This is a genomic window from Delftia sp. WSY_7 (assembly GCF_043104845.1).
GTDB lineage: Bacteria > Pseudomonadota > Gammaproteobacteria > Burkholderiales > Burkholderiaceae_C > Comamonas > Comamonas tsuruhatensis.
Genome location: NZ_JBICLB010000037.1, coordinates 1 through 11303, shown reverse-complemented (window position 1 = coordinate 11303; position 11303 = coordinate 1). Strand labels below are relative to the sequence as shown.

The window sequence follows — 11303 nt, the reverse complement described above, 5'->3', positions numbered from 1 at the left end:
AAGAAACCCCGTAGCCCAAAGCTACGGGGTTTTTTGCTTGTTTGCGCAGAAGTACTTGTATCGTCGCCTGCGCGATATGCGTGCGCCATGGTGGGCGCAGACGGCTTGAAAGATGAACATGCAACTGCAAGACATTCTGTATTCCCAAGGCTTCGGTATCCGCCGCGTGTGCTCGGGCCTGGTCCAGCAGGGCTGGGTGGAACTGTGGGACACCGAGGCCAACGACTGGGTGCGTTGCCTTGACTCCACGCAGGACATCGATCCTGAAGGCCTGCGCTATCGCGTACAGGGCGTGGAGTGGGCCTATCACGCGCTGGGCTATGTGCTGCTGCACAAGCCGGCGGGCACGGAGTGCTCGCAAAAGCCTTCAACCTATCCGAGCATTTACTCGCTTTTGCCCATGCCGCTGCGCCAGCGCCCGAACAAGGGTGCCGTGCAGGGCGTGCAGGCCGTGGGCCGGCTGGACCAGGACACGACGGGCCTGCTGCTGCTCAGCGATGATGGCCAGTTCATCCACCGCATGAGTTCGCCCAAGAAGCACGTGCCCAAGGTCTACCGTGTGACCACCAAGCATCCGGTCGATGCCAGCCAGGTGCAGCGCCTGCTCGACGGCGTGGTGCTCGACGATGACCCCAAGCCCGTCAAGGCCGCTGCCTGCGAGCAGGTGAGCGAGCATGTGCTGGACCTCACGCTGACCGAAGGCAAGTACCACCAGGTCAAGCGCATGATCGCCGCCGTTGGCAACCGCGTTGAAGGCCTGCACCGCTGGAAGATTGGCGAGCTGGAGCTCACCGAGGACCTGCAGCCGGGCCAGTGGCGCTGGCTGTCGGTCGAGGACCTGGCCAAGCTCAAGGCCAAGTGAAGCTCTCTTGTCGTTTCCCATGATGAATTCCTCTGAGCCGCGCCCAGGCTGGGCCCTGCTGTGCACGGCCTTCGATGCCCCCACGCCGCACGCGCTGCGCATCCGGCAGGACGTGCTGATCGTCGTGGATGGCCGCGGCATGGTCGATGCCGTGCTGGAGCGCGGTGATCCCCGCCGCGCCGCTCTGGAGGCCGCGCATGCGGGCGCAGGCACGCTGCAGCGCCTGCCCGAGGGCCAGTACCTTTTGCCCGGCATGGTGGACCTGCATGTGCATGCCCCGCAATGGCCGCAAAGCGGCAAGGCCCTGGATGTGCCGCTGGAAACCTGGCTGCAGGAGTACACCTTTCCCCTGGAAGCGCGCTACGGCGATGCCGGCTTTGCCACTTCGGTGTACGACAGCGTGGTGCGTACGCTGCTGGCCAATGGCACGACGACGGCCATGTACTTCGGCACCATCCACGCCGTGGGCAACCAAGTGCTGGCCGAACGCTGCCTGGCCCTGGGCCAGCGCGCCCTGGTCGGCAAGGTGGCCATGGACGAGCCGTCGCAATGCCCTTCGTTCTACAAGGACGCCAGTGCCGCCGAAGGCATTGCCGAGACAGCGCGCTTCATCGACTGGCTGCGCCAGCATCCGGACAACGCGCAGCAGCGCGTGCTGCCGGCGATCACGCCGCGTTTCATTCCTTCGTGCACCGACGAGCTGCTGCGCGGCCTGGGTGACCTGGCTCGGCGCACCGGCGCCCATGTGCAGACGCATTGCTCCGAAAGCGACTGGGCCCACGCCCATGTGCTGGAACGCCAGGGCCGCACCGATGCGCATGCGCTGCATGATTTCGGCCTGCTCACGCGCCGCACGGTGGTGGCCCATGCCAACTTCCTCACGGCCGATGACGTGGCGCTGATGGCGCGCACGGGCGCCTCGGTCGCGCACTGCCCTCTGTCCAACTTCTATTTCGCCAACAGCGTGTTCCCGGCCCGCAGCGGCCGTGAGCAGGGCCTGGGCATGGGGTTGGCCACGGACATCTCGGGCGGCTACAGCCCCAGCATGTTCGATGCCTGCCGCCACGCCATGACGGCCTCGCTGGCCTTGCATGAGGGGGTGGACCCGGCCCTGGGCGCTTCGCAGCGCGGCAGGGCGGGGCAGGGCGTGCAGGCCCGCATCGACCACGTCTTTGCCCTTTGGCTGGCCACGGCGGCGGGGGGCGATGCGCTGGACCTGCCGATTGGCCGCATCGAACCCGGCCACGCCATGGACGCCCTGGCCATCGACTGCCAGGGGCCTGACTCCAATGTCCAGATCTGGCCCGGCGCGGATGGCCCGGCCGACATTCTGCAAAAGATCATCCACCACGCCACGCGCGCCAATGTGGCCAGCACCTGGGTGCAGGGCGAGTGCGTGCACCGGCGCCAGGCCGCCGGCGCTATCACTGCTGTTTGAGCGCCGCAGTCTTTGCGCTGCGGCCGTTTTCCGCATTTTTCCGTCCCATGACCGAACCGACCTCCTCCTACGAAGGGCGCCTGATCGCCCGCCCCGACGACCGCGTCTCGCTGTCACAGGCCCTGTTGCTGGGCCTGCAGCATGTGATGGCCATGGACGTGTATGTCGTGCCCTTCATCATTGCCTCGGCCCTGGCGCTGTCGCAAGCCGATGCGGCGTCCATGATCCAGTCCACCTTTCTTGCCGCAGGCGTGGGCACGCTGATCCAGACCGCCTGGTGCATGCGCATGCCTGTTGCGCAAGGGCCTTCCTACATTCCGCTGGGTGCCATCCTGGCCGTGGCCTTTGGCGCGGGCGGTGGCTTTGGCGGCATGGGAGCCGTCTATGGCGCGCTGATTCCGGGAGCGCTGATCGTCATTGCGCTGGGGGCGCTGGGCTGGTTCCACCGCGTGATCCGCTGGCTGGTGCCTCCCATCGTCGGCGGCACCATCATCCTCGTGGTGGGGCTGTCGCTGCTGCCGATTGCGCTCAGCGCCAACGTGTTCTCTGTCCACGGCGGCATGACGGTCAACCAGTCGATTGCGCTGGCTTCGGTGTCGGCGGCGCTGCTGATCGCGGCCATGATGCTGGGCCTGCGCTTTGACAACCGGCTGGGCCGCTGGATGCGCCTGTCGTCGGTGATCATTGCGCTGGCCGGCGGCACGGCCGTGGCCTGGGCCATGGGCCTGTTCGCCTGGCAGCCGGTTGCGGATGCGCCCTGGCTGACGCTGCCCAAGCTGGCCGGCATCGACTACCCGCTGCAGTTCAGCTTGCCTGCCGTGCTGACCTTTGTCGTGATCTATCTGGTGGTCATGGCGGAAACCACGGGCACCTGGTTCGCGGTCTCGGCCGTGATCAACCAGCCCATCACCAGCCGCCAGCTCGACCGTGGCGCCGTGGGCGAGGGCCTGAGCTGCAGCGTGGCCGCACTGATAGGCGCCACGCCGGTCACCGGCTACTCCACCAATGCGGGCGTGATCTCGATCACCGGCGTGGCCAGTCGCATGGTTTTCATTGCAGCCGGCCTGGTGCTGGCCTGCCTGGGCTTCCTGGGCAAGTTCTCCGCACTGATCGCGGCCATTCCCTCGCCCGTGATCGGCGGCATGTTCGCCGTGGTCTGCGTGACCATTGCCATGGCGGGCATCCGCATCCTGCGCCATGTGCGCCTGGACGAGCGTGCCATGCTGGTGGTGGGCGTGCCCATCATCTGCTCCTTCTTTGCCACCCTGGCCCCCAAGGACTGGGTGCAGAGCCTGCCGGACATGCTGCAGTACCTGCTGGGCTCGGCCGTGACCGTGGGCGCCATGGCCGCCATGGTGATGAACCTCATCCTGCCGCGCGCGCAGGATGACGACGCCCCGGCCAGGGACCAGGTGGTCTGAACGCCGCAGGGCCTGCTTCCCGCAAATCCATGCAAAAAGGCCATGCGCAGTTGTTGCACATGGCCTTTTTTGCTGGAAGAGGCGGGCAGGGCCGTGCGATTCAGCGCCGGTCCAGATCGTCGATGGAGGCGCTCCAGCGGCTGTCCCAGCTGCCGCGCTCGCGCACCTGGTCGATCTGGCGGCGGTCGCGCTTGGTGGGGCGGCCTTCGTGCTGGCTGGCGATGCTGCTGGCGGGCTCCGGAGCCAGCCGGCGCTGCTCTGCCAGCCGTTCGCGCTCGGCCAGGCTTTCGGCGGTTTCCTCGTACAGGGCCTGGGCCACGGGGGCGGGGCCCCGCATGCCTGAGAGGCCGCGGATGACCACAGTGCGCGGGACCTGGCCCTGGCGCAGGGCCACGGTGTCGCCGCAGCGCACCTCGCGCGCGGGCTTGACCAGGGCTCCGTTGACGGTGACGCGGCCCTTGCCGATTTCCTCCGTCGCCAGGCTGCGCGTCTTGTAGAAGCGCGCGCACCACAGCCATTTGTCCAGACGCATGGATTCGATATCGGTCATGGCGTTATTGTGCGCGCGGCGCGGGGTGCTTGCCAGTGGCCGGCTGCAGCGGAATCGCCACGTGCGCATGCAATCCGCAGACCAGGCCTTGCCGGTAGATGTTGCGCAGCTCGATGGCGCCGCCCAGCGTCTGCACGATCTCGTGGCAGATGGCCAGCCCCAGGCCCGAGCCGCTGCGCGCATTGCCGGCCGAAAATGGCTGGAACAGCCTCTGCGCCAGCTCGCTGTCTATGCCCGGCCCGCTGTCGCGCAGGCTGAGCACGGCCTGGCTGCCTGCCTGGTGCACGCTGATGTGCAGGCTGCCGGCCGCAGGCATGTGGCGTATGGCGTTGTGCAGCAGGTTGCGCGTGAGCTCGCGCAGCATCCATTCGTGGGCAGGAACGGGGCAGGGCTCCGTGTCTATGGAAAAGTCGATGTCCTGCTCCGCAATCAGCGGCGACAGTTCGATGGCCACGTCGCGCACCACTTCGTCCAGCAGGCTGGGCGCGGGCGATGCGGGCTCGGCGCTGTCTTCCTGGCGCAGCTGCTCGACCTTGGCCAGCGCCAGCATCTGGTTGGCCAGGCGCGTGGCGCGGTCCACGGTGGCGCCGATTTCCTCAAAGGCCTGCTCGGCCGGCACATCGCCGCGCTGGGCCGACTGCAGCTGTGCCTTGAGCACGGCCAGCGGCGTGCGCAGCTGGTGCGACGCGTCGCGCACAAAGCGCTTCTGGTCCGACAGCAGCTGGCGCAGCCGCAGCATGAGCTGGTTGATGGCCTCCAGCAGCGGCTGCAACTCGCGCGGTGCTGAGGGTGCCGACAGCGGGCTCAGGTCGCCGCGCGGGCGCGATCGCAGGTCGCTGCTGAGCCGGCGCACGGGCTGTGTGGCGCGCTGGACGACGAAGATCACGATCAGCGCCACGGCGCCCACCAGCAGGGCCTGCCGCGCCAGCGTGGTGCGCAGGATCTGCAGGGCCAGCGCTTCACGCAGCTCCAGCGTCTCGGCCACCTGGATCACGGCCATGCCGCGCCCCTTGGCGCTGGCCACGGGCTGCAGCAGCACGGCCATGCGCACGGGCCGGCCCCGGAACTGCGCGTCGTAGAAGTCGACCAGGGCCGCGTAGGGCGGGCGCTGGGGAATGACGCCGTGCCACATGGGCAGCTCGCCAAAGCCCGACACCATTTCCCCCTCCAGCGTGGAGACGCGGTAGAACATGCGGCTCTGGTTGTCGGCCTCGAAGATCTCCAGCGCCGAGTAGGGAACGATGGCATGCAGCTGGGCGGACTCGTCATAGCCCGTCACATCCAGCTGCTCGCTGATGCTCTTGGCCGAGGCCAGCAGCGTGCGGTCATAGGCGGTGTTCAGCGCAGCCAGCGTCTGGTGGTACAGGCTCCAGGTATTGAAGCCAATGAACAGAATGACGGGCACGAGAATGCCCGTCAGCAGCTGGCGGCGCAGCGACCAGGGCTGGCGCGTGCGCGCGGGGGCGGGAAGGGGAAGACCGGGGTCGCGCATGGGCTGCGGTGAGTGGTGGAGTGCCTCAGGCCGACTCGGCCTTGAGCAGATAGCCCAGGCCGCGCAGCGTGACCAGCTGCACGCCCGTGCCCGACAGCTTCTTGCGCAACCGGTAGGCGACGACTTCCACGGCTTCGTACTGCACGTCCGACTCGCCGGGAAACACCAGCGCGAACAGGCGCTCCTTGGCCACGGCATGGCCGGGGCGTGCCAGCAGGGCGTGCATCAGGGCCAGCTCGCGCGGCGTCAGCTCCATGATCTCGCCATCGCGGTGGATGGCGCCGCTGGCCTTGTCGTAGCGCAGCGCACCCATGGCGATGGTCTCGGGCGGCGGCTTGGGCGTGAAGCTGTCGCTGCTGCGGCGCAGCAGGGCGCGCAGCCGGGCCTCCAGCTCGTCGAGGTCGAAGGGCTTGGCCAGGTAGTCGTCGGCACCGGCGTTCAGGCCCAGCACGCGGTCGCCCACGGTGCCGCGCGCGGTCAGGATGAGCACGGGCGTGCGCAGGCCCTGGCCGCGCGCACGCTCCAGCACCTGCAGGCCGTCCAGGCCGGGCAGGCTCAAATCCAGCACCACGGCGTCGGGCTCGCGCACCAGCCACTGCGCCAGGGCCGAGGGGCCGTCGGCCGCCGTCTCCACCTGGATGCCGCGCCGGATCAGCGTGCGCTGCAGCGTGGTGCGCATGGCGTTGTCATCTTCTACGAGCAGCAATTGCATGGGCCGGACGTTAGCACCGGGCGCGATGCAGGCCATCGTGGCGAGAGCGATCTAGGGATTCCCCTAGGGGTTTGGACAGCCATTTGACAGGTAGCGAACCGATCATCGACAGCCTTACAACACAAGGAGTCAAACCATGCGTCGTGATACTTTTCTGAAGTCGCTGGCCGCACTGGCCGCCGCAGGCAGCCTGCCGCTGTCTGCGCAGGCTGCGGCAGCCGTCAAGATGATGCTGCCGGCCAACCCCGGCGGCGGCTGGGACACCACGGGCCGTGCCCTGGGCAAGGCTTTGCAGGACGCTGGTCAGGCTGCTTCCGTCACCTATGACAACAAGGGCGGCGCCGCCGGCGCCATCGGCCTTGCGCAGTTCGTCAACGGCAGCAAGGGCGATCCCAACGCCATGATGGTCATGGGCGCCGTCATGCTGGGCGGCATCATCACGGGCAAGCCGCCCGTGAACCTCACGCAGGCCACGCCGCTGGCCCGCCTGACCAGCGAGTACAACGTCTTCGTGCTGCCCGCCAACTCGCCCTTCAAGAACATGGCCGAGGTGATCGCCCAGCTCAAGAAGGACCCGGGCTCCGTCAAGTGGGGCGGCGGCTCGCGCGGCTCCACCGAGCACATTGCGGCGGCCATGATTGCGCGTGAAGTCGGCGTCGATCCCTCCAAGATCAACTACGTGGCATTCCGTGGAGGCGGCGAGGCCATCTCCGCCATCCTGGGCGGCAACGTCACCGTGGGCGGCAGCGGCTACAGCGAGTTCGCCGAGTACATCGGCACCGGCAAGATGAAGCCCATCGGCGTGACCTCGGGCCAGCGCCTGAAGGGCGTGGACGTGCCCACGCTCAAGGAGCAGGGCATCAACGTGGAGATCGGCAACTGGCGCGGCGTGTACGGCGCGCCCGGCATCACCAAGGCACAGCGCGATGCGCTGGTCGCCATGATCGAGAAGGCCACCAAGAGCAAGGCCTGGGCCGAGGCGCTGCAGAAGAACGGCTGGACGCCTGCATGGCTGGCCGGCGATGCCTTTGGCGAGTTCGTGGACCAGGAGTTCGCGAGCCTGCGCGCCACCATGGTCAAGTCCGGCATGGTGTGATCGAGCTGCTGCACCGGCCTCTTGCGGGGTCGGTGCAGCAACAGGCCCGCACTCCTGCGGGCCACGGCAGGCGCCAGTCGCAGCGCCTGCTTCAAGAAGCGGAAGATGCCCGCGCGCCGCGCCAGCGGCTCGTAGGCCCCGGCGGCTTAATTTTTTCCCCACGTCTGCAGCGGTGGCCGGCCCGGTCGCCGGTCCCGCTGCGGCCAGGAACTGACCATGTCCGAGTCCTCACAACCCAATCCACTTGCCACGGATGCCGCCCAGGCCGATGAGCCCAGCGGCTTTCCCTCGGTACGCGCGCAGACCATCGTCGGCTCCGGCGTGCTGCTTGTCGCCGCAGGCCTGGCCTTCGGCGCGCTGCAAATCCCTGGCGATGCCGGCTACGGCGGCGTCGGCCCCAATTTCCTGCCCTGGCTGTGTGCCTTGGTGCTCGCAGTCTGCGGCGCCTGGCTGGTCTGGGAGGCACGCACGGGCGGCTTTCGCGAAGCCTCTTGCGGGGGCGGCCACCCACGAGCCGACATCGGCGCCTTCGTCTGGGTGTCGACGGGCCTGCTGGTCAATGCCGTGCTGATCGGCACGGTAGGCTTCATCGTCAGCTGCACCGTCTGCTACGTGCTGGCCGTGCAGGGCCTGCGCCGTGCCGGCGGCCAGGCCCAGGCGGGCAAGCCCATCACCTGGGCCAAGGACGTGGTCACCGGGCTGCTGATCTCGGCGCCCGTGTTCTGGGCCTTCACGCAATTTCTGGCGATCAACCTGCCGGGCCTGACTGAGACGGGGTGGCTGTAATGGAAATCTTTGACGCACTGCTGGCGGGCTTTGCCACCGCCATCACACCGGCCAACCTGCTGTGGGCCCTGGTCGGCTGCGCCCTGGGCACGGCCGTGGGCGTGCTGCCCGGCATCGGACCGGCCGTGGCCGTGGCCATGCTGCTGCCCATCACCGCCAAGGTCGATGTCACCGCCTCGATGATCTTCTTCGCGGGCATCTACTACGGCGCCATGTACGGCGGCTCCACCACCTCCATCCTGCTGAACACGCCCGGGGAGACCGCGAGCATGGTCACGGCCATGGAGGGCAACAAGATGGCCAAGAGCGGCCGCGCGGGCGCCGCGCTGGCCACCTCCGCCATCGGCTCCTTCGTGGCCGGCACCGTGGCCACCGTGGTCGTCACGCTGTTCGCGCCTTCGGTGGCCGACTTCGCCGTCAAGCTGGGCCCGCCCGAGTACTTCATGCTGATGGTGCTGGCCTTCACCACCGTGAGCGCCGTGCTGGGCCAGAGCGCATTGCGCGGCATGACGGCCCTGTTCCTGGGGCTGGCGCTGGGCTGCATCGGCATGGACCAGATCTCGGGCGCTGCGCGCTACACCATGGGCAAGATGGAACTGCTGGACGGCGTGGACATCGTGCTCGTGGCCGTGGGCCTGTTCGCCGTGGCCGAAGTGCTGTACGCCGCCATGTACGAAGGCAAGGTCGTCGATACGCAAAACAAGATGGGCCGCGTGCACATGACCGGCCGTGACTGGAAGCGTTCGTGGCCCGCGTGGCTGCGCGGCACCGTCATCGGCACGCCCTTCGGCTGCATTCCCGCCGGCGGCACCGAGATTCCGACCTTCCTGAGCTATGCCACCGAGAAGAAGCTGGCCAAGGGCGAGGACCGTGCGGAGTTCGGCACCAAGGGCGCCATCGAAGGCGTGGCCGGCCCAGAGGCCGCCAACAACGCCACCGTGACCGCCGCGCTGATCCCGCTGCTGACCCTGGGCATTCCCACCAGCAACACCACGGCCGTGCTGCTGGGCGCCTTCCAGAACTACGGCATCAACCCCGGCCCGCAGCTGTTCAGCTCGTCCGCGGCCCTGGTCTGGGCGCTGATCGCCTCGCTGTACATCGGCAACCTGATGCTGCTGGTGCTCAACCTGCCCATGGTGGGCCTGTGGGTCAAGCTGCTCAAGATCCCGCGTCCTCAGCTGTACGCCGGCATCCTGATCTTCGCCACCGTGGGTGCCTACGGCATGCGCCAGAGCGCGTTCGACCTGTTCCTGCTGTACGGCATCGGCGTACTGGGCGTGATCATGCGCCGCTTCGACTTCCCCACTGCGCCCGTCGTGGTCGGCATGATCCTGGGCCCCTTGGCCGAGGCACAGATGCGCAATGCCGTGTCCATCGGCGAAGGCAGCTGGTGGATCTTCCTGCAGCGCCCCATGTCGCTGACGCTGATCATCATCGTGGCCTGCGTGCTCATCGTGCCGCGCGTGCTCAAGCGCCTGCAGCCCAAGCCCTCGCCGCAGGCCACTGCCGGCTGACGCCAACCCGTTGCTAGCCGGCCCGTCGATGCTACGCATGGCGTCCACGGGCCCCTGACAGCCCCTGCCTTTCGAGGCAGGGGCTTTTTTATTGACGCGCCTTGATGCGGATCAGCAGGCGCCTCATGCCCATTGCACCAATGGCATGTGGGAATTATCGATATGGCCGTCCATGGGTGAAGCTTCATTCAATTGCTGATGTATCCAAGATAATTAATCTGCTTACATTTATAGGAAAAGTCTGACGCATAAATCAATTGCGCCATTGCCATTGGCCTGTCTATGATTCGCGCTCATCGAGAGAGGGGAGCCGTCCGCAGGGCGGTTGACACAATGACACGACCATTTGACATCCGCACGCCATGGGGCGAGCCACTGCATTCTCATGAAATGCCTGGCCATCAGGGAATCCGCCACTGTCTCCATCTGCCTGGGATGAGGCAATGTGAAGCAATTGCCGCTCTGGATACAGCGATACGAAGCGACTGCGCCATCAAGTCCACTCAGGAGAAGTCCGCATGAGTGGCCAACCCGCAGCCCGCATCACCGACAGCGTCGTCAAGGGCAAGATCGTCACCGGCTCGCGCACCGTGCTCATCGGCAGCCAGGGCGGCCTGGCCTGCTCCGTCTGCCCAGGTGGCATCACCGTCAGCTCCCCCGTCAACCCCCAGCTGGGCGCCAAGGTCCTGCTGGACTCAGAAGACCTGGACTTTGCCCTGCCCTCGGCCGCGCTGCCCGTGGCCTGGCAGCGCCAGTACAGCAGCTACGTCAACCCCGAGCACGGCGCGGCCTGCGGCCTGCTGGGCCATGGCTGGCACCTGCTGCAGGAGCTCAGCATCCGCCTGCAGGACGAGGCCACCTTGCTGCTGGACGCCAGCGGCCGCGTCATCACCTTCGACCAGCCCCTGGTGCCGGGCGGCCAGCTGCACAGTGCCAGCGAAGACATCTGGCTGCTGCGCGGCGGCAGCACGGAGCCGGACGGCGGCACAGCGCCCTGGGCCGCCAATCCTCGGTGGTCGCATGTGGAACAGGCACTGGTGCGCAACCCGCAAGCCATCCTTGCGGTCAGCGGCGATGGCGACACGCTCTGGGGCTTTGGTCCTGCGCCCGGTGAACCTGTCCGGGATTGTGCACAGAGTCCCTGGCGCCTCATGGCCCAGATCGACCGCTTCGGGCGCCGCCAGCTCTACCACTACAGCGACGGCACCACGCCCGAGGCCGGCCACAGTGCGAGCAAGGACCCCATCCCCGCAGGCCGCCTGGTCTCGCTGAGCGACGGCACAGGCCGGCGCTACCGGCTGCTGCACCAGCGCATCCATGGCGGCAAGGACGCGCAGGGCCTGAACGGACTGTGGGGCGCCGACGACGGCTGGCGAGTCACAGGCGTGGATCTCACACAGGACCCGTTGAACCCCCTGTCCGCGCCCATCGC

10 protein-coding genes are annotated in these 11303 nt (G+C 67.6%); 7 read left to right on the top strand and 3 right to left on the bottom strand.

Translation table 11 applies throughout. The features are described from left to right. Nucleotides 1-118: 118 nt before the first annotated feature. Genes ACF8ME_RS21895 through ACF8ME_RS21885 form a run of 3 tightly spaced genes read left to right on the top strand, consistent with a single transcriptional unit; the run spans nt 119 to nt 3721 of the window. Nucleotides 119-862 carry a 16S rRNA pseudouridine(516) synthase gene (locus tag ACF8ME_RS21895; protein ID WP_392418200.1) on the top strand — a complete coding sequence of 248 codons (744 nt, stop codon included), beginning with the start codon at nt 119-121 and terminating at the stop codon, nt 860-862. A gap of 19 nt (nt 863-881) precedes the next feature. Continuing rightward, nucleotides 882-2300, top strand: a complete 1419-nt coding sequence (gene guaD, locus ACF8ME_RS21890; protein WP_392418199.1) for a guanine deaminase — start codon at nt 882-884, stop codon at nt 2298-2300. Nucleotides 2301-2347: 47 nt separating this feature from the next. Then, a complete protein-coding gene (locus ACF8ME_RS21885) occupies nt 2348-3721 on the top strand; it encodes a uracil-xanthine permease family protein (protein WP_392418197.1) in 1374 nt (457 codons plus the stop codon). Nucleotides 3722-3821: 100 nt separating this feature from the next. Here ACF8ME_RS21885 and ACF8ME_RS21880 read toward each other — a convergent pair whose 3' ends face one another. From ACF8ME_RS21880 to ACF8ME_RS21870, 3 genes are read right to left on the bottom strand one after another with little or no spacing between them, the layout of a single operon-like run. Further along, nucleotides 3822-4271, bottom strand: a complete 450-nt coding sequence (locus tag ACF8ME_RS21880) for an RNA-binding S4 domain-containing protein (RefSeq protein ID WP_016449644.1) — start codon at nt 4269-4271, stop codon at nt 3822-3824. A gap of 4 nt (nt 4272-4275) precedes the next feature. Further along, on the bottom strand, nt 4276-5763 hold the full coding sequence (locus ACF8ME_RS21875; RefSeq protein WP_392418195.1) for a sensor histidine kinase: 1488 nt from the start codon (nt 5761-5763) through the stop codon (nt 4276-4278). 25 nt (nt 5764-5788) lie between these two features. Next, nucleotides 5789-6511: a response regulator transcription factor gene (locus ACF8ME_RS21870; protein ID WP_016449642.1), complete on the bottom strand. Its 723-nt coding sequence runs from the start codon at nt 6509-6511 to the stop codon at nt 5789-5791. 100 nt (nt 6512-6611) lie between these two features. On the opposite strand from ACF8ME_RS21870, the gene ACF8ME_RS21865 reads away from it, so the two are divergent. The 4 genes from ACF8ME_RS21865 to ACF8ME_RS21850 form a co-directional block, all read left to right on the top strand. Then, on the top strand, nt 6612-7571 hold the full coding sequence (locus ACF8ME_RS21865) for a Bug family tripartite tricarboxylate transporter substrate binding protein (RefSeq protein WP_392418193.1): 960 nt from the start codon (nt 6612-6614) through the stop codon (nt 7569-7571). Nucleotides 7572-7787: 216 nt separating this feature from the next. Further along, on the top strand, nt 7788-8357 hold the full coding sequence (locus ACF8ME_RS21860) for a tripartite tricarboxylate transporter TctB family protein (RefSeq protein WP_016454030.1): 570 nt from the start codon (nt 7788-7790) through the stop codon (nt 8355-8357). Then, complete coding sequence (locus tag ACF8ME_RS21855) at nt 8357-9871, top strand: tripartite tricarboxylate transporter permease (protein ID WP_016449639.1); 1515 nt, start codon at nt 8357-8359, stop codon at nt 9869-9871. Before ACF8ME_RS21860 ends, ACF8ME_RS21855 begins: the two co-directional genes overlap by 1 nt. Before the next feature lie 518 nt (nt 9872-10389). After that, nucleotides 10390-11303, top strand: a 914-nt coding sequence (locus ACF8ME_RS21850) for a DUF6531 domain-containing protein (protein WP_392418191.1), incomplete at its 3' end; no start/stop codon positions are given.

Excerpts from the sequence above, each read along its gene's own strand:
- ACF8ME_RS21895 (WP_392418200.1), top strand. The coding sequence starts at position 119 with ATGCAACTGCAAGACATTCTGTATTCCCAAGGCTTCGGTATCCGCCGC.
- guaD (WP_392418199.1), top strand. The coding sequence starts at position 882 with ATGATGAATTCCTCTGAGCCGCGCCCAGGCTGGGCCCTGCTGTGCACG.
- ACF8ME_RS21885 (WP_392418197.1), top strand. The coding sequence starts at position 2,348 with ATGACCGAACCGACCTCCTCCTACGAAGGGCGCCTGATCGCCCGCCCC.
- ACF8ME_RS21880 (WP_016449644.1), bottom strand. The coding sequence starts at position 4,271 with ATGACCGATATCGAATCCATGCGTCTGGACAAATGGCTGTGGTGCGCG.
- ACF8ME_RS21875 (WP_392418195.1), bottom strand. The coding sequence starts at position 5,763 with ATGCGCGACCCCGGTCTTCCCCTTCCCGCCCCCGCGCGCACGCGCCAG.
- ACF8ME_RS21870 (WP_016449642.1), bottom strand. The coding sequence starts at position 6,511 with ATGGCCTGCATCGCGCCCGGTGCTAACGTCCGGCCCATGCAATTGCTG.
- ACF8ME_RS21865 (WP_392418193.1), top strand. The coding sequence starts at position 6,612 with ATGCGTCGTGATACTTTTCTGAAGTCGCTGGCCGCACTGGCCGCCGCA.
- ACF8ME_RS21860 (WP_016454030.1), top strand. The coding sequence starts at position 7,788 with ATGTCCGAGTCCTCACAACCCAATCCACTTGCCACGGATGCCGCCCAG.
- ACF8ME_RS21855 (WP_016449639.1), top strand. The coding sequence starts at position 8,357 with ATGGAAATCTTTGACGCACTGCTGGCGGGCTTTGCCACCGCCATCACA.